This window comes from Streptococcus sp. LMAG:39, assembly GCF_008680485.1.
GTDB classification, from domain to species: Bacteria; Bacillota; Bacilli; order Lactobacillales; family Streptococcaceae; genus Streptococcus; species Streptococcus pasteurianus.
Window position 1 is genome coordinate 907219 of record NZ_NALE01000001.1, and the last position, 18076, is coordinate 925294.

21 protein-coding genes are annotated in these 18076 nt (G+C 38.3%); 5 read left to right on the plus strand and 16 right to left on the minus strand.

The features are described 5' to 3' along the window. The first annotated feature begins 40 nt into the window (after positions 1 to 40). Entirely contained in the window at positions 41 to 2332 is a 2292-nt protein-coding gene (locus CCC20_RS04405; RefSeq protein WP_287179318.1) for a Xaa-Pro dipeptidyl-peptidase, read from the plus strand. A gap of 321 nt (positions 2333 to 2653) precedes the next feature. Here CCC20_RS04405 and CCC20_RS04410 read toward each other — a convergent pair whose 3' ends face one another. Genes CCC20_RS04410 through CCC20_RS04440 form a run of 7 tightly spaced genes read right to left on the minus strand, consistent with a single transcriptional unit; the run spans position 2654 to position 8983 of the window. After that, a complete protein-coding gene (locus CCC20_RS04410; protein WP_013852254.1) occupies positions 2654 to 4306 on the minus strand; it encodes a sensor histidine kinase in 1653 nt (550 codons plus the stop codon). After that, positions 4299 to 4976 carry a winged helix-turn-helix domain-containing protein gene (locus tag CCC20_RS04415; protein WP_003066479.1) on the minus strand — a complete coding sequence of 226 codons (678 nt, stop codon included), beginning with the start codon at positions 4974 to 4976 and terminating at the stop codon, positions 4299 to 4301. The genes CCC20_RS04410 and CCC20_RS04415 overlap by 8 nt, the downstream gene beginning before the upstream one ends. Next, positions 4973 to 5626: a phosphate signaling complex protein PhoU gene (gene phoU / locus CCC20_RS04420; protein ID WP_013852255.1), complete on the minus strand. Its 654-nt coding sequence runs from the start codon at positions 5624 to 5626 to the stop codon at positions 4973 to 4975. Before phoU ends, CCC20_RS04415 begins: the two co-directional genes overlap by 4 nt. Beyond that, positions 5623 to 6372: a phosphate ABC transporter ATP-binding protein PstB gene (pstB, locus tag CCC20_RS04425; protein WP_287179320.1), complete on the minus strand. Its 750-nt coding sequence runs from the start codon at positions 6370 to 6372 to the stop codon at positions 5623 to 5625. The genes phoU and pstB overlap by 4 nt, the downstream gene beginning before the upstream one ends. Beyond that, positions 6365 to 7243 carry a phosphate ABC transporter permease PstA gene (pstA, locus tag CCC20_RS04430; RefSeq protein WP_003066485.1) on the minus strand — a complete coding sequence of 293 codons (879 nt, stop codon included), beginning with the start codon at positions 7241 to 7243 and terminating at the stop codon, positions 6365 to 6367. Before pstA ends, pstB begins: the two co-directional genes overlap by 8 nt. Positions 7244 to 7245: 2 nt before the next feature. Next, entirely contained in the window at positions 7246 to 8091 is an 846-nt protein-coding gene (gene pstC, locus CCC20_RS04435) for a phosphate ABC transporter permease subunit PstC (protein ID WP_003066486.1), read from the minus strand. 10 nt (positions 8092 to 8101) lie between these two features. After that, positions 8102 to 8983: a substrate-binding domain-containing protein gene (locus tag CCC20_RS04440; protein WP_285394664.1), complete on the minus strand. Its 882-nt coding sequence runs from the start codon at positions 8981 to 8983 to the stop codon at positions 8102 to 8104. Positions 8984 to 9234: 251 nt separating this feature from the next. Between CCC20_RS04440 and CCC20_RS04445 the strand changes: the two genes are divergently transcribed. Beyond that, on the plus strand, positions 9235 to 9534 hold the full coding sequence (locus CCC20_RS04445) for a YbaB/EbfC family nucleoid-associated protein (protein WP_003066489.1): 300 nt from the start codon (positions 9235 to 9237) through the stop codon (positions 9532 to 9534). Between the two features lie 43 nt (positions 9535 to 9577). On the opposite strand, the gene CCC20_RS04450 is transcribed toward CCC20_RS04445, so the two are convergent. From CCC20_RS04450 to CCC20_RS04460, 3 genes are all read right to left on the minus strand, one after another. Beyond that, on the minus strand, positions 9578 to 10312 hold the full coding sequence (locus CCC20_RS04450; protein ID WP_285394662.1) for a MerR family transcriptional regulator: 735 nt from the start codon (positions 10310 to 10312) through the stop codon (positions 9578 to 9580). Positions 10313 to 10414: 102 nt separating this feature from the next. Continuing rightward, the gene (locus tag CCC20_RS04455; protein ID WP_058692499.1) at positions 10415 to 11002 is read right to left on the minus strand and encodes a 3'-5' exonuclease; all 588 of its coding nucleotides are present in this window, start codon (positions 11000 to 11002) and stop codon (positions 10415 to 10417) included. 72 nt (positions 11003 to 11074) lie between these two features. Next, positions 11075 to 11608, minus strand: coding sequence for a DUF536 domain-containing protein (locus tag CCC20_RS04460; protein WP_003066496.1), 534 nt, complete (start codon positions 11606 to 11608; stop codon positions 11075 to 11077). 219 nt (positions 11609 to 11827) lie between these two features. Between CCC20_RS04460 and aao the strand changes: the two genes are divergently transcribed. Together aao and rpsN are read left to right on the plus strand one after the other, a co-directional pair. After that, positions 11828 to 13000 carry an aminoacetone oxidase gene (gene aao / locus CCC20_RS04465; protein ID WP_069789084.1) on the plus strand — a complete coding sequence of 391 codons (1173 nt, stop codon included), beginning with the start codon at positions 11828 to 11830 and terminating at the stop codon, positions 12998 to 13000. Between the two features lie 130 nt (positions 13001 to 13130). After that, a complete protein-coding gene (rpsN, locus tag CCC20_RS04470) occupies positions 13131 to 13400 on the plus strand; it encodes a 30S ribosomal protein S14 (protein WP_003066499.1) in 270 nt (89 codons plus the stop codon). Between the two features lie 64 nt (positions 13401 to 13464). Here the strand turns inward: rpsN and CCC20_RS04475 are convergent, their stop codons facing one another. After that, positions 13465 to 13944: a GNAT family N-acetyltransferase gene (locus CCC20_RS04475; RefSeq protein WP_003066501.1), complete on the minus strand. Its 480-nt coding sequence runs from the start codon at positions 13942 to 13944 to the stop codon at positions 13465 to 13467. 9 nt (positions 13945 to 13953) lie between these two features. Then, positions 13954 to 14979 (minus strand): threonine aldolase family protein, encoded by a 1026-nt coding sequence (locus CCC20_RS04480; protein ID WP_069789065.1) that lies wholly within the window; start codon positions 14977 to 14979, stop codon positions 13954 to 13956. A 108-nt stretch (positions 14980 to 15087) separates the two neighbouring features. Between CCC20_RS04480 and CCC20_RS04485 the strand changes: the two genes are divergently transcribed. Then, entirely contained in the window at positions 15088 to 15489 is a 402-nt protein-coding gene (locus CCC20_RS04485) for a MarR family winged helix-turn-helix transcriptional regulator (protein ID WP_009854967.1), read from the plus strand. Here CCC20_RS04485 and CCC20_RS04490 read toward each other — a convergent pair. The 4 genes from CCC20_RS04490 to rimI all read right to left on the minus strand — a co-directional run bounded on the left by CCC20_RS04490 (position 15478) and on the right by rimI (position 18075). Further along, the gene (locus CCC20_RS04490; protein ID WP_069789066.1) at positions 15478 to 15804 is read right to left on the minus strand and encodes an AzlD domain-containing protein; all 327 of its coding nucleotides are present in this window, start codon (positions 15802 to 15804) and stop codon (positions 15478 to 15480) included. The two genes, CCC20_RS04485 and CCC20_RS04490, sit on opposite strands and share 12 nt — an antisense overlap. Then, entirely contained in the window at positions 15794 to 16489 is a 696-nt protein-coding gene (locus tag CCC20_RS04495) for an AzlC family ABC transporter permease (RefSeq protein WP_069789067.1), read from the minus strand. Before CCC20_RS04495 ends, CCC20_RS04490 begins: the two co-directional genes overlap by 11 nt. Before the next feature lie 143 nt (positions 16490 to 16632). Further along, complete coding sequence (gene tsaD / locus CCC20_RS04500; RefSeq protein ID WP_069789068.1) at positions 16633 to 17643, minus strand: tRNA (adenosine(37)-N6)-threonylcarbamoyltransferase complex transferase subunit TsaD; 1011 nt, start codon at positions 17641 to 17643, stop codon at positions 16633 to 16635. 9 nt (positions 17644 to 17652) lie between these two features. Beyond that, complete coding sequence (gene rimI / locus CCC20_RS04505; protein WP_069789069.1) at positions 17653 to 18075, minus strand: ribosomal protein S18-alanine N-acetyltransferase; 423 nt, start codon at positions 18073 to 18075, stop codon at positions 17653 to 17655. Position 18076 lies beyond the last annotated feature (1 nt).

An 18076-nucleotide genomic window follows, 5' to 3' on the forward strand; every position in this document is an offset into this window, starting at 1 on the left:
CGTAAAATTAAAACGTTTACTTTTTAGAAGGGAAAGTTTCATGAAATATAATCAATTCTCTTTCATTCCAAGACCTATCGCTATTGCAGAGCAAGAGTTGCAAGCCTTAGGATTTGATATTACCCACCAACAAGCTGATAAAAAAGCTCTGGAAAATTTCTGCCGTAAGATTTTCTTTAATTACAAAGATACGGACTACCCACTTCGTCATTTAATCGCTGATTTTGAGACAGATTTATTAACATTTTTTAATTCTGAACGTCCATTAACAGCGGATATTTTTTACACTATTTCACTACAACTTCTCGGATTTATTCCGCATGTTGACTTTACAAATACAACTGACTTTTTAGAAAAAATTGCCTTTCCGATTAATTATCAAAAAGGACACATCCTTGAGGCGCTTTATCATTTGCTAGCTAGTCGCCAAAAATCAGGTATGACCTTGCTTGATGATTTAATTAGTAAGGGGCTTATTCCAGTAGATAATGATTATCATTTTTTCAATGGCAAATCACTAGCAACGTTTGATACAACTGATTTGATTCGTGAAGTTGTTTATGTGCAATCACCGCTTGATACTGACCAAGACGGACAACTCGATTTGATTAAGGTCAATATTATTCGCCCTAAAACAAGCCACCAATTGCCAACCATGATGACAGCTAGTCCTTATCACCAAGGAACAAATGTCGTTGCTAACGATAAAAAACTTTACAAAATGGAAGGTGATTTAGCTGTAAAACCAGCACGAACAATCAACGTTGAAACACGTGACTTTGAACCGTTAGCTGCTCCTGATGTTGACCTTCCTATCGGAGAAAGTGAAGAACGTTTCAATTTTATTGACCCCTACACGCTCAATGATTATTTCCTTGCACGTGGTTTCGCAAGTATCTACGTTTCTGGGGTTGGAACTGCAGGCTCTGACGGTTTTATGACCAGCGGAGATTATGCGCAAGTGGAAAGTTTTAAAGCAGTCATTGATTGGTTAAATGGCAAAGCAATCGCCTTTTCTAGCCACCGTCGTGACCAAAAAGTTGTTGCTGATTGGGCGAGTGGACTGGTTTGTACCACTGGAAAATCTTATCTTGGAACCATGTCAACCGCTCTAGCAACGACAGGTGTTGAGGGGCTGAAAGTTATCATCGCTGAATCAGCTATTTCATCTTGGTATGATTATTATCGTGAAAATGGGTTGGTTTGCAGCCCTGGTGGCTATCCTGGTGAGGACCTTGATGTGCTGACCGAATTGACTTACTCACGTAATTTGCTGGCTGGCGATTATTTACGCAATAATACACATTATCAAGAACTCCTTGACGAGCAATCTGCACAGCTCGACCGTGCTTCTGGTGATTACAATCAATTTTGGCATGACCGTAATTATCTGCCACACGCTGACAAGGTTAAAGCAACCTGCGTATTCACTCACGGGCTCCAAGACTGGAATGTCAAGCCACGTCACATCTTCAATATTTTCAATGCCCTTCCAGATACTGTCGAAAAACACGCTTTTCTTCACCACGGTGAGCATGTTTACATGCACAACTGGCAATCCATTGATTTCCGTGAAAGCATGAACACTTTACTTTCTAAAAAAATGCTTGGACAAGATAATCATTTCGTTTTGCCAACACTTATCTGGCAAGATAATAGCCAAGAACAAGCTTGGACAAGCTTAGCTGAATTTGGCAGTAACAATCAATCAACTTTAGCCCTTGGTACAGACCAAAAAATCATTGACAATCATTACGCCAAAGCTGAATTTGAACGTTATAGCAAGAATTTCAGAACTTTCAAGAGTGAGTTATTTACTGGAAAAGCAAATGCCATTTGCCTCGATTTACCGATTGAACACGATTACCATATCAATGGGCAAATCACTCTACACCTAACCGTCAAATCTAGTGAAAATAAAGGAATTCTGTCTGCCCAAGTCTTAGACTATGGCGAAAAGAAACGTTTTAAAGATGTTCCTTATGTACTTGATTTATACGCTATTGATAATGGACGCAATTTCTCACGTGAAGCTCTCAAAGAATTGCCATTTACCAAAACCAGAGAACGTGTCATCACAAAAGGTGTTCTAAATCTTCAAAATCGTACAGATTTGTTAACAATTGAAGATATCCCTGCCAATGAATGGATGACCATTGATTTCACCCTTCAACCAAGCATCTACAAATTGGAAAAAGGCGACACTCTCCGCGTACTTCTCTACACAACAGACTTTGAGCACACTATCCGTGACAATAGCAATTACATTTTGACAGTTGATTTAGACAAATCAAATTTGGAGATTCCTATAGAGAATAACGTGGGTCTTTGACACATAAGCATCCTCCTATCATTCTCAGAAGAAAAAATCCTTTCTAATCTATCACATAAGTTTACAAATTTTAATAAGAACCCTGCTTACTTTGAAAAATCAAAGAATATCATCTCATACAAAAACCTCCTCTATGTCTTATGAACAAGAGGAGGTTTTTGTGTTTTTATACTCAACGAAAATCAAAATTAGACTAGGTGACGTAGATTCAGATAGAACTCCGTTATTTTATAATTTGGAATAATAAGCTAAAAACTTCCGTTGAAGATTTTCACACCTCAAATCAAGTCACAAACGTCTGAGTTTAATTTTCAAAGAGGGTTACTTATAAAAGGTCACAGTCATTTTAGTTCCTAATCCTAGCTGACTTTCCACCTTAATATCAGCATGATGTTGATTGACTGCGTGCTTAACAATGGAGAGCCCCAAACCAGTGCCACCCAACTTCTTCGAGCGACTCTTATCAACTCGATAGAAACGCTCAAAAATGCGTTCCTGCTCATCTTTGGCGATACCAACTCCAGTATCCTGTACTGTCAGAACAACATCGTCCTCATTCGAGGTGACATTGACAGTCACATCCCCCTTATCACGGTTATAGATAATAGCATTATCACAAAGATTATAAATCAAAGAATGAATAAGGGCATGGTTACCAGTAATATAAGCTGGTTCCCCTAATAAATGCAAGTTGATATGACGTTCATTTGCCTTAGCAGATAAACTATCTAAAACTTCCTCTGATATCTGATAGAGATTGACGGGTTCCATAGCTAACTCTTCTGACTCATCAAGATGTGACAGTTTAATAATATCTTCTACCAACTGGATCATACGTTGAGACTCACTGTGGATTTTCTCAGCGAATTGTGGAACATCTTTTTGCGCAACAACATCACTAGCCAGCATTTCAGAATATCCAGAAATCAAATGTAACGGTGTTTTCAGTTCATGAGAAACGTTTGCCGTAAATTCGCGGCGCAGCTGCTCTGCCTGAAGTTGCTCTGTAACATCAAAGAAAAGAATTGCTAAACCAGTCACCTTATCCTCAGAGTGAATAGGACGTACCATAACTTTGTAATGCGCATCATCTAATTGCAAAATCCCTTCTTGTTTGCGACCCTGAAGACCTTTTTCTAGCCAATTATTTAGTGACAGGTTACGGAGAATTTGCAACATATCTTTACCCAAACAAGTTTGATCAGTCTGCAAAATATCCTGTGCTGCTTGGTTGATACTGATGATACGACAGTTATTGTCTAACAAAATCATGCCTTCTTTAATTTTAGAAATAATGGTATCAAATTCTGATTGACGTTGTTCTATCAAAACTTCTCGCTCAGTAACTTCCTTTTGATGTCTGGCAATCCGTCTTAGAAGGGGTGAAATTTCTTCATAGGCATCATTTTCAAGCGGATGGTCAAGATCCAGTCGATTCAATGGTAACACAATACTCTTAGCAATAGAGTGTGAAAGCCACAGAGAGAGTAAGAAGGCCAATACAAGAATAAGGAACAAAGGCTGGAACATCCGAAACAAAAGCACTAAAATACTGTGTCTAGTAACAGATAAGCGAATAACGGTTCCATTATCCAAGCGCTGAGCAGAATAAAGTGACTGAGTGGTTAAGGTTTTAGAGTATCGAACACTCTCACCATAACCATCTTTCAAAGCTTCTTTGATTTCTTCTCTATTAGCATGATTGTCCATGATCTGTGCATCAGACTCATTATCATAGAGAACTTTTCCTTGATTATCAACCCAAGTGATTCTGACATTTGACATCTTGAGCTCATTAAAATAATCTTGGCCTTCCAGAGAAACCCCTTGAGCAGCTAAGGCTGTCTCTGTCTGCAACTGTTCCTTTTGTACTTGAGTAAAGTAGCCATAAAGCAAGCCAACAACCATAAATAGAGTTACAAGAAGAACGCCTAGCGTGGCAAAAAAAGTTGAACGAAAGATTTTCTTAATCATCTGTTACCTCCAAACGATAACCAACACCACGAACTGTCTTAATCAGATGACTAGCATCTCCAAGCTTCATGCGAAGGGTTCCAATATGAACATCAACTGTCCGTGTTTCTCCGATAAAGTGTTCTCCCCAAACTTTATCCAAAAGTTCTTGCCGCGTAAAAACACGGCCAGGATTTAACATCAATAAAGATAGCAGATCAAATTCTTTCAAAGTTAATTCGATTTTTTGTCCATTATTTCTAACCGTGTAATTCTTTGCATCCAGAGAGAGGTTTTTTATTGTCAAATGAGTTTCCTGTTCCTGATTTGATGTACGTCTGAGAACTGCTTTGATGCGAGAAATCATTTCCATCATACCAAACGGCTTAACCAAATAATCATCGGCACCCAAATCTAATCCTTTGACTTTATCAAATTCTGTTCCTTTAGCAGTTGTCATGATTACTGGAATATCTTTTGTCATGCCATTTGATCGTAGGGATTTTAAAATGGTCAATCCATCATCTACAGGCAACATGATATCTAACAGTATAAGCTTAGGTTGCTCTTCTTCCATGGCTTTCCAAAATAGAACGGAGTCAGGAAACCCCTGAGCCTCAAACCCTGCTGTTCGTAAAGTATAAAGCATCAGTTCTCGAATATCATCATCATCTTCAACGCAGTAAATCATGTTTCTTCTCCATTCAGTTCACCAGTGATTGAAAAAATTACCCACTTAGCGACATTGACGGTATGGTCACCAATTCTTTCCAAATATTTGGCAATCATCAAAACATCAATAGTATATTCACCATCGTTTCCAAGTTCAGCAATATGGGCAATTAAACTTGCCTTTATTGTATCAAATTCTTTATCCACTGTGACATCTTTTTGGATAACTTTTAAAGCTAAAGTCTCATCATCATGGACAAAGGCATCCACACTATCTGTTACCATATGGACAACGTGTTTGACCATTTGCTTGAGATGACGAAAATCAGCTCCTTCATGAACATGACCATCACCAATAATATCAACAATTTCAGCAGATTGAGCACCAATACGCTTCATATCATAAACCATTTTCAAAGCAGCTGAAATACGTCGCAAATCCTTGGCAACTGGCTGTTGACGAAGCAGTAACTTAAGACATTGTGATTCAATATCTCTTTCCATCTGCTCAATTTTTTGATAAGTTTTGCCAACATCATTAACCAGATGCTGATTATTTTCACTGATGGGCATTAATGATTTTGAAATAATTTCCTCACATAACGACCCCATCAAAATTAAATTGGTATTGAGTGCATGCAGTTGATTTTCAAAGGCTGAGCGTATCATCCGAATCTCCCTGTTATATAATTTTCTGTGCGTTCGTCTTGTGGCATTGAAAATAGTTGGCTTGTTTTATTGTACTCAACAATTTCGCCCAATAAGAAGAAGGCTGTCTTGTCGGAAATCCGCACAGCTTGTTGCATGTTGTGGGTCACCATGACGATAGTATATTTTTTCTTGAGTTCAATAACCAAATCTTCAATTTTTGCTGTTGAAATCGGATCTAAGGCACTTGTTGGTTCATCCATGAGGAGAACTTCAGGTTCAATGGCCAAAGCTCTAGCAATGCAAAGCCGTTGCTGTTGACCACCAGACATACCAAGAGCAGATTTATTGAGGCGATCTTTGACTTCATCCCATATAGCGGCTTGTTTTAAGGAACGCTCCACAATTTCATCCAATTGAACTTTATTGTGAATACCGTGAGTTCTAGGCCCGAAGGCAATGTTGTCATAGATGCTCATCGGAAATGGATTGGTTTTTTGGAAAACCATACCTACTTTTTTACGAAGGACATTGATATCTAAATCGCGGTAAACATTTTCTTTATCTAATGTGACCTCTCCGGTAATACGGCAATTTTTCACCAAGTCATTCATTCGGTTAAGACTTTTCAGCAAGGTCGATTTTCCACATCCTGATGGACCAATGAAAGCTGTAATTTCATTGCTGGCAATTTCCAGATTAATGTTTTTTAAAGCTTTGAAGTCTCCGTAGTAGAGATCCAAATTTTTAATTTCTATTTTATTCATCGCTTGTTTTACTTCCTAATCGTCTAGCAATCAAACCTGACACTAGATTAATGATAATAACTAATACTAAGAGAACCACTGCTGTAGCGTAGGTTTGATTGACATAAAGTCCCTCTCCTGAGATAGCATACATATGTACAGCCAAAGTCCGTGACGAACTGAAAATACTTTTCGCCACTTCAGCAACCGTACCTGCTGTAAAAATCAAGGCGGCTGATTCTCCCACAATTCGCCCAATCGCTAAAATAATTCCTGAAAAAATTCCTGGCATGGCGCTAGGAAGGACAATTTTAAAAATTGTCCTAAGTTTACCCGCCCCAAGTGCAAAAGCCCCTTCACGATAGGAGTCTGGTACTGAAAGCAAAGCTTCTTCTGTTGTTCGCATAATCAGTGGCAAAATCATGATACTAAGTGTAACAGCTCCTGACAGCAAGGAAAGTCCCATGTGAGCGAACTTAACAAAGAAAAGAGCGCCAAACAGTCCATAGATAATGGAGGGAATCCCAGAGAGCGTTTCAGTTGCAATCCGAATAACACTAACAAAAGGGTTATCACGACGCGCATATTCTACCAAGTAAATAGAAGCCCCTATACCAATAGGTACGGCAACACTTAATGCTAAAATGGTCATAAAAATCGTATTGATTAAGGCCGGTAACAACGATACATTCTCACTATTGTAAGTCCAAGCAAACAAACTCATGTTTAAGTTGGGCAAGCCTTTGACCAGAATATATCCGACCGTGAAAGCAATTCCGACAAATGTTATCAAGGCAGCACCATAAACTAACAAATACAACATTAATGATACCAGGTCCCGTCGGCGTGACTGCCAATCTTGCTTGAAGCTACGGTGATTGATATTTTCCATGTCTACTCCTCTTTATGTAACAACGAAAAGCTGATGTTAATGATTAGGACAAATATAAAAAGAACAACAGCTGTCCCTATAAGAGCCTCTCTGTGAAGACCACTAGAGTACCCCATCTCCATAACAATATTGGTTGTCATAGTTCTGACCCCTGATGTCAAGGAATCTGGCAAGACAGCTTGGTTACCTGCAACCATGATAACTGCCATAGTTTCCCCGATTGCGCGTCCAATCCCTAAAATGACAGATGCCAAAATTCCCCGCTTAGCTGCTGGCAGTACTGCAAAAAAGATGCTACGCTCATGGGAAGCCCCCAGAGCTAAACCACCTTCATAATAGGATCTAGGAACAGCACGAATAGCAGCCTCAGAGACACTGATAATAGTTGGTAAAATCATCAAACCAAGCAAAATTGAAGCGGTAAGTACTCCCATTCCAAAGCCACCGATGTTATCACGAACAAAGGGAACTAAAACAACCAAACCAAAGAAACCATAAACAACCGATGGTATCCCTGCCATGAGGTTAATAGCCGCCTTGAGCGGTCTATAGATGGCTTCTGGACAAAAAGAAGACATAAAAACCGCTGTCAAAACTCCAACAGGTACCCCAATAATAAGCGCCCCTGCTGTCACATAAAGTGAACCGACAATCATTGGAAAAATACCAAAAAGGTTGTTAGCCGGTCTCCATACAGTTCCGAAAAGAAAGTTACCTAAACCAATTTGATGAATAGCAGGAATCCCACTCGAAAACAAAAAGATGCAAATTAGTAGCACGGATAGAACAGAAATGCAGGCGGTAAGAAAAAATACCGCTTGCATCATTTTTTCTTTTGTATGATTCATTCATGACCCCTTAGTCTGAAAGACCGTCCCAACTTGTTGTCTTACCTGTAAAAATAGTCTTGACTTGTTCGCTTGTTAAGCCATCAACTTTGTTATCTTTATTAACAATAACAGCAATACCATCTATCGCAATAACTGTTGAGCTGACTCCTTTAGATGTTTCTTCATCTTTCAAATCACGTGACGCCATTCCAATATCAGCTGTTCCCTCGATTGCATTTGTGATACCTGTTGAGGAGTCGCTTTGTTGAATCTCTACTTCAACCTTAGAGTTGACTTTGCTATAAGCTTCTTTTAATTTTTCCATAACTGGTGTGACAGAGCTTGATCCTGAAACAACAACCTTGCCAGAATCAACTGAAGATTTATAGGCTTTGGTATCGTCAAGTGGAATGTAACCATTTTCTTCTACGACAGCTTGACCATCAGAACTTAAAATAAAGTTGATGAAATCTTGAGCAGCCTCACTTATCTTATCTTTAGTCACAATGTTAAATGGTCGAGAAATCTTGTAGCTTCCGGCTTTAATATTGGCAACACTTGCCTCGGTACCATCAATTTTCAGAACCTTGACGGTATCATCCAAAGAACCTAGCGAAGTATAGCCGATAGCTGACTTATCTCCAGCTACTGTCGTTAGCATAACAGAGGTCGAGTTAGTAACAATGGCTTTGTCCGTTGTCAAATCAACTTTTTCACCATTTTGCTCTTGTTGAACTCCGAAAAGTTCAACAAAAGCACCGCGTGTCCCAGACCCATCTTCACGGGAAACAACGCTGATGTTACCAGATGCAGATGAAGAGTCCCCGTTTGATTTGCTACAAGCTGAAAGTCCCAGTAGAGCTGTTAAGCCAGCTAGGGCCAGTACCGAAAACAATTTACATTTTTTCATGATGTTCTCCTTTAAATTCTTTACAATGACCATTATAGAAAGCCAACATCAAATCTATTACCATACTTTTGTAAAGTTTTTGTAAAATCATTACCAAACGCTCACTCTTATCACACAGTTAAAATAGGCAGTTACTTCAAAAAATGCTATAATAAATAAAGCTTTAAGAAATACTCAAAAAGAAACATAAGGCAACGAAAATTTAACAAGAGGGTCTAAACCCTTGCTACGAAAGGAATCTTAAAAATCTTATGATGAATATGCAAAATATGATGCGTCAGGCTCAAAAACTCCAAAAACAAATGGAGAAAAAACAATCTGAACTTGCTAGTACAACTTTCACTGGAAAATCAGCTCAAGATTTAGTTGTTGTTGAGTTTACAGGTGATAAAAAATTGGTGAACATCACTTTTAAAGATGCTGTTGTTGACCCAGATGATGTTGAAACACTTCAAGACATGACAACACAAGCAATCAACGATGCACTTTCTCAAATCGATGATGCCACACAAAAAACACTAGGCGCATTTGCAGGAAAATTACCATTTTAATGACATAATCAAAAAAGCTCGAACCTTTTAAGGTTCGAGCTTTTTAAGCTTCTTTTGCTGTTTCTAAACAATAAGATTTTTCATGACAATGTGGGCAAGTTAATTTTCGCGTTTTAGGAGTATGACGAGCAAATACGAATTCCCTATACGTTGGTTGGAAAAGTTGGTGGCAATTGGGACAGATATAAGCTATTTTACGTGAAAAACGATAAGACAATGTTAATAATGTGCCAACATACACCAAACCAATACCGATACCAACACCTTGCCAAACAACAGATTGTGGACGACTTGCAAGCCAAGCAACACAAAGAACAAAAATAAGAATCGTTGCTAGATTACTAATCCACATCCGTTTTTGCAAACGACGCCAAGCTAATTGATTTTTCATGGTAAGAGAAATGTCTGATAAAAATTCTAGCGACTGACCTGTTTGATTTTTTACCCTGTCAAGCAAGTTGACAGTAGTGTCAAGTTTGGCTTTCTTCTCAGCAAGCTCACGCTTTGTTTTCTTGATATGCTCAACAAGCAGTAACTCTAAAACTTGCCTTGCATTTTCCTCAGCAAACAACCGCTTTATCTGTTCAATAGAAAAATCTAACTCTCTCAAAAAACAAATCATGCGCAACTGTTCCAAATCACTATCCACATAAATCCGCCGTCCACCTTCTGTCAAATCAGATGGCGACAAAATACCACGTTTATCATAATATTGGACCGTGCGAACTGAAACACCTGCCAACTTCGCCAAATCGCCAGTTGTATAAGAGCGAGACATTCCTTTCACCTCCTTTCTGTCCTTATTATAGGACATGCCCCAACGTCACAAGCAAGGGGTTACCCTAGATGATTTTTTATTTTTTGAAAAATAGCAGAGCTTTTAGCTAAAAAAGCCACCTAAAGCTGCAAAAGGATTGTCACCATGCTCTTCTTCTTGCTGATTCAAATAAGATTTATTCTCATCAAATTCCATGAACTTTTCATAAACAAGCGCAGTCATGCGAGCATCTTCAAGTGAATTATGACAATGTCCTGAAATACCTAAAAATTCAGCAACACTTGTCAACTTGAGACTGGCAATTCCATTCAAGTCTGTGCTACGACGTTCAAAAGCCTCATCATATAAATCAACCTTGTAAAGCTCTGTCAAGTCTAATTCATTTTCAGCAAGTAAGGGCAGGTCTGATTTTAGCGCATTGTAACCAACCAAAGCAGTCTCTCCAACGAATGTTTTAAAGTCAGCCAGCACTTCATCAAGCTTTGGAGCGTTAGCAATTTTTTCTGACGTAATACCCGTCAATCCATTAATGAATGACTGCAATGGCACATCGGTGTAAACATAAGTGTCAAAGCTGTCAACTTCGTGACCTTCTTTGAATTTTACTGCTGAAACCTGAATAATATGACTTTTCTCAGCAACCGTATTAAATTCCAAATCAAATGCAATGTACTCCGCTAATTTTTCCATGATACCTCCTAAAAATGAGTTTATAAAATAAAGCTGGAACTTTTGTCCCAGCTTCCGATAAATTTCGAGTTCTTATTTTCCACCAAAAAGACGCGCTAGGAATCCCTTCGGAGCTGCTTCTTCTTGAATTTTTTCTTCTGACTTCGTTTGAATTTCTTCGACTTCAGCCTTAGCTTCATTAAGTTCAAGCTGAAGGCGTTTTGTGTCTTCCATGGCAGCAAGCGTCAATTGTTGTTGCTGATCAAGCTGCTTGTCTTTTTCACTAATTTGCACATCTTTAACACGAAGCTGTTCATCTTTTGAAGCAAGCTGTTTATCCTTAGCTTTGAGCTGCTCATACAAACGTGTAATTTCAGTATTTTTTTCGTCCACTAAAATTTCTAAAAGTTCGCGTTGTTTTGTTTCTTCATCAATTGGCTCATCTTCAAAAATGGTTGTTTTGTAGATTTCTTCCAATTTAATCAAGCCACTTCGGTTGACAACGGTAACTCCCTTTTCATTTTTATCGACATCTTCTTCTGGCAGACTCTTGACACGATTGTTAACCGCTTGACGGCTAACTCCTAGAATCTCAGCCAGCTCGCTAACTGTTTTCTCAATTGCCATAATATCCTCTTTTACGTTGAAATTTCTTATGAAAAGGATAACATAACAGTCTATGATTGTCAATTTTCACCAAGTTTCTGGTGTGCTTTTTACTTGATATCAACTTTTTTTAGAACTGCTGTCACGTTTTTGTTATTTTCTGTAAACATCCTAACTTTCTTTTCACAAATCCCATTACTTGCTTATCAAGATAGCAATATTTTATGCTACAATAGCTATATGAATACATACGATACAATTATCATTGGTGGCGGTCCCGCTGGTATGATGGCTGCCATTTCAAGCAGTTATTATGGTAACCAAACATTACTTATTGACAAAAATAAACGACTCGGCAAAAAACTAGCTGGAACGGGGGGTGGACGTTGTAACGTCACTAATAATGGTACCATTGATGACCTCATGGAAGGCATTCCTGGAAATGGACGCTTTCTTTACAGTGTCTTTTCACAGTTTGACAACTACGACATTATCCGATTTTTTGAAGAAAATGGCGTTGCTTTAAAAGTTGAGGACCATGGGCGTGTGTTCCCAAAAACTGATAAATCAAAAACGATTATTGATGCTCTTACCCATAAAATCAATGAACTCGGTGGCACCGTTTTAACCAATACTGAAGTTGTTTCTGTCAAGAAAATCGACAACCTTTTCCACGTCAAATCTGCGACAGATGAATTCATCTGTGGAAAACTCATTGTCACAACAGGTGGTAAAGCCTATCCTTCCACAGGGTCAACAGGTTTTGGTTATGAGATTGCCAGGCATTTTAAACTCAATCTTACAGAACTTGAAGCGGCTGAAAGTCCATTATTAACAGATTTTCCACACAAGGAACTTCAAGGAATCTCTCTCGATGATGTTTGTTTGAGCTATCAAAAACACCATATTACGCATGATTTGCTCTTTACGCATTTTGGTTTGTCTGGACCTGCCGCACTACGCCTATCAAGTTTTATCAAGGGTGGCGAAACCATTACACTTGACCTTATCCCCAAACTATCCACAGAAGAGCTACACACATTTTTAGCGGAGCAGCGTGAGAAATCCCTCAAAAATGCTCTTAAAGTGCTTCTTCCAGAACGATTAGCAAGCTTTTTAGCACAGCCATTTCCCGAAAAAGTCAAACAACTAACGCCACAACAAGAAAAAGAACTTGTGGATAATATCAAAGAGCTGCCAATTAAAGTAACCGGAAAAATGTCACTGGCAAAATCTTTTGTGACTAAAGGTGGCATTGATTTGAAAGAAATTAATCCCAAAACCCTTGAAAGTAAGCAAGTCCCTGGACTTTACTTTGCTGGTGAAGTGCTTGATATTAATGCCCACACAGGTGGTTTTAACATCACTGTGGCGTTATGTACAGGCTGGGTCGCTGGAAGTTTACATTACTAACAATTGTTGAGAAATCCTTTTGTGGGTTTCTTTTTTTAAAAAAATATTTAACTAGTTAAGTTTTTCTCTTGATTATTTCCTCAAAGGTGTTATAATAAATATCGTTAACCAGTTAAGTAAAGGAGACATTATGGCTAAAAAATCAAAAATTGCTAGATACAACCGACAACTAAAACTCATTGAGCAATATGCCGACTTACGTCGTGAATTGAAGGCAAAAGGCGATTACGAAGCGCTTCGTAAATTACCACGCGACTCAAATCCAAATCGTTTGAAAAATCGTGACCGCATTGACGGACGCCCACACGCATACATGCGTAAATTCGGCGTTAGCCGAATCAACTTCCGTGACCTTGCTCACAAAGGACAACTTCCTGGCGTCAAAAAAGCCAGCTGGTAATCCTCAAAAAAATAGAAAGACAAAAGTTTTTATCACACAAAAAGCTGGGATGTCCCCAGCTTTTTTAGTTAATAACATAAGTATAGAAACGATTATCCACAGCTAAACGTGGAAAATCAGCAGGTAAATTTGACGATTCAATTGCTTGAAAACCAAATTTTCGGTAAAAGTGCTGAGCAGCCTCAAAATCTGTTGTTGTTCCAAGAAAAATAGCCTTCTTCTGCTCTTTTTGGCAATAAGCTACAAAAGCCTTCAATAATTCTTTTCCTAAACCTGCTTTTCTGTAATTTTTACTTACAAACATTTTCTTTAAAGCGACATTGTCTTGTTCAAGAGCCACTAAGCCAATACACCCTAGCACTTCTTTCCTCTCATTGATAGCTACCCAGAATTGACCACCTTGTTTTTGATAAGAATTTTCAATGTCCAATAAATCAGGTTGTTCCGTTAAGGAAATAGGAAGCAAAAATTCTTCTTGCTGGATAGTTAGTATCAAGTCTATCACCGCCTGATTAAACTTTGGTTCAAAAATAGATATCTGCATACCTTCCTCCTATAAAACCTCTCGTAATTTATCAATATCTTCTTGCGTTGTTGACCAACTTGTTGCCAAACGAATAACCGTATGAGTATCGTCATATTTTTCCCAGAAGCTATAAGCAAGGACTTCACCTAAAGTGGCTAATTTAGCATTTTCAATAATGATAAATTGTTGATTTGTTGGTGATTCCAGATAGAAACGATAGCCTTTTTCACGTAAAATGTCTTTTGACTGCTCTGCTATTTTAATAGCGTGCTCACCAATTTCAAAATAAAGATTATCCGTAAAGAAACGGTCAAATTGCACACCAATCAGCCAACCTTTTGCCAAAAGTGCTCCATGCTGCTTGACTGTTGTCACAAAATGTTTTGGTGTATTTTGTTTTGTAAACACGACGGCTTCACCAATAAAGGCTCCCATTTTGGTACCACCAATATAAAAGACGTCTGACAATGCAGCAATAGTTGGTAAATCAACATCTGTCTCCTTAGCTGCCAAACCATATCCTAAACGTGCGCCATCAATAAAGAGTGGCAATTGATATTGACGACAAACATCTGAAATGGCGGTTAATTCTTCTTTGGTGTAGAGCGTGCCAGATTCAGTTGGGTGAGAAATGTAAACCATCCCTGGAAAAACCATATGGTCATGGTTGCCATCATGATAAAAGTTATCCACATAAGCAGCAAGCTCAGCCGCCTGAATTTTTCCTTGATGAGAAGGAAGTGTTAGTACCTTGTGTCCTGTAAATTCAATAGCACCAGCTTCATGAGTGCTAACATGCCCCGTTTCAGCAGCGATAACACCTTCGTAAGAGGTTAACAAGCTATCGATAACCACTTGATTAGTCTGTGTGCCACCTGATAAAAAGAAGATTTCAGCTTCAGGGCAATGGCAAGCTTCTTTTATCTTTTCTGCAGCCTGTGCACAATAACTATCCATGCCATAACCAGCAAAACTTTCTTGATTACTATCCACAAGCGCTTGGAGTAGCTGTGGATGAATTCCTTTATTATAATCATTTTCAAAATGTAACATATTAGTACCTCTTTTGATTGCATTTACAATAATATCGAGATTATTATATCACTTTTTATTGTAAATGCAATATTTTTTTGTTAAAATTTTTAGCAAGGAGAAACTATTATGTTTGATATTATTCGTACTATTGGTGCTGTCACGCGCACCATTCAAATTGACTCTAATAATCATTTTAAAGAACTTGGACTAAATAACAATCTATTCATCTATATTATTCGTGTCTGTGAAAAACCTGGAATGTTTTTGGGCGAGTTGGCAGATAATGTCCAAATTGACCGTACAACTGCCTTTAGAACGATAAAAAAATTAGCTACGCTCGGCTATTTTGAACTAAAGAAAGATGCTGTTAACCAGAAAATCAAACGTGTTTATCCAACAGAAAAAGCCATGGACATTTATCCACAGCTTCACGAATATGAACAAAAGCAATCTGATTTTCTTTTATCAAACTTATCCACAGAAGAAATTGCTCAACTCAAACAATTAATGGCAAAATTAAAATATTAACCGTAAAATCGCCATGCCAACAATTCCTGTAATGACGGCATATAATAAATTTTTAGATTTTAAAGCGACATAAAAAGTGGGAAGACTGGCTAGAACTTCCAAGTCTTTTACTTGTGGCAAATGCCCTATTTCAACGTCAAAAAGGCTTGAAAACGTCAAAGCAAATAAAATGGAAACGGGCAAATATTTCAAAAAACGAATGACAATTTCGGGCAAGCCTTTATATTTTACCAAGATAAAAGGGGCAACTCGCGGAACCCACGACACAACAAATCCTAAAAGAATGGCTACCAAAACATAACTACTAACGCTCATCCAACATTACCCCCACACTACAACCAATTAATGTTGACACTAAAACCGCTAAGGCACTTGATAGAAAAACAGCACAGACTAAAAAACTAATAGCCACAGCTGCTAGTACAAGCAATAGTTTTTTAAAGCCTTCACTCAACATCGCATCAAATTGAAAGACAAGTAAACCAATAAACATACCAATCAGAGCAAAATCAAGCCCAAAACTTTCTGGATTTGGGATAATACCTCCTAGGAGTGTCCCTACAATTGTGGATAAAACCCATGCTGCATAACTCAGTAGATTATTACCATGCATCCAGCTAGCTACAATTGATTTATTGTGAACATTTTCCCCCAACAAAACACCATAACTTTCATCTGTAATTAAGCTAGCTATCCCAATGTTATTGAGAAAGCTTGTTTTGGTAAAAATAGTTGTTGCATGCAAACTCATCAACATATTACGCAAATTAACTAAAAAAACGGTCAACGTTACTGAAGCCAAATCAGCATGAGCAAGCAACATGGCACACATGGCAAATTGAGCTGAACCACCATAGACCAAAAGACTCATCAAGCCAACTTCTAAAGCTGATAATCCTGAAGCAGATGCCACAATTCCAAAAGCTAAACCAATCGAAATATAACCCAAAGCCGTTGGAAGTGCAGCTTGAAGCCCCTCTTTAAACCCTTTTTCCTGCATACAAACTCCCTAAATATTCAATAAGCAGAGAACCCATATGAAGTCTCTGCAGCTACTCATTGTTCAAACAATTTTTTCCATTATAGCACATAAAAAGACTCCTGAAAATAAATTTTCAAGAGTTCTTCTATTACCTTTATCCCCTAAACCAAACTATCAAAAGCTAAACTTGGTTTAGCGTTTAAGTCTAAGTCAGCAAAGTGCCCTTTATCGTATTCAATCGCTGCTGCTAGCGAAATCATGCCAGCATTATCGCCACAAAGACGTAATGGCGGAATAACAACTTCTGCTTCTGTAATTTCATCTGCCAAACGTTCACGCAAGCCTTGATTAGCAGCCACACCACCAGCTACAACGAGTGTTTTGACAGGATATTTTTCCAAAGCTTTTTTTGTTTTCGCCATCAAAACATCCAAAACGGCAGCTTGAAATGATGCTGATAAATCTTCTTTTGAGAGTGTTTCACCTTTTTGCGCAGCATTATGGTGTAAATTAATAAAAGCTGATTTCAAACCTGAAAATGAAAATTCGAGGTTATCTTCTTTAATCATGGCACGCGGAAAATCATAAATATTCTTTCCTTGATGTGCCAATTGGTCAATTTCACGTCCAGCAGGATAAGTCAAGCCCATGACACGACCAACCTTGTCATATGCTTCACCAACAGCGTCATCACGCGTTTCACCGACAATTTTATAATCGCCAGGTTCAGACACATAAACCAGTTCTGTGTGTCCGCCAGAAACCAATAATGCCATTAATGGATAGGCTAATTCTTTGACTTGACGAGCTGCCATCAAGTGCCCAGACATATGATTAACAGGAATCAATGGCAAATGGTTCGCCCAAGCAAAAGCTTTAGCAGCAGCCATCCCCACTAAAATCGCTCCAACCAAGCCAGGACCGTAAGTTACAGCAACCGCATCAAGGTCACTCACTTCAATTCCTGCCGCATCCAAAGCATCTTTGAAACACGTTGTAATCACTTCGACATGGTGACGACTAGCAACCTCTGGCACCACGCCACCAAAACGCTTGTGACTTTCAATTTGACTAGCAATAATATTGCTCAAAATCTCGCTTTCATTTTTTAAAACGGCAACACTTGTTTCATCACAAGAGCTCTCCACAGCTAAAATATATCTATCTTTCATTTATCTTTTTTACCTCTCATTACCTTCACGCTTCATGATAATCGCATCCTCAATTGGATTATGGTAATATTGCTTACGCTCACCAATCACCTTAAATCCAAATTTTTGGTACAAAGCTTGCGCAGAAGTATTTGATGCTCTCACTTCCAAGAAAATGGGAAAGTCAATCTGGTCTAAATTGGTCAATAACTGACTGCCTAAACCACAACCTTGATAAGCTTTCTTAACCGCAATATTTGTGATTTCTAATTCGCCAACAAGTTGCTGAATTGCCAGAAAGCCAACCATTTCCTTGTCTTTTTTCACAAAAAAATAATCCACACTATCCTGCTGCATATCTGCTAAAATTTGCTTTTTTGTCCATGGTGACACTTCATAGACATCAGACAAAATAGCATAAACAGCAGTCACTCTTTCCGATAAATCTTTCATG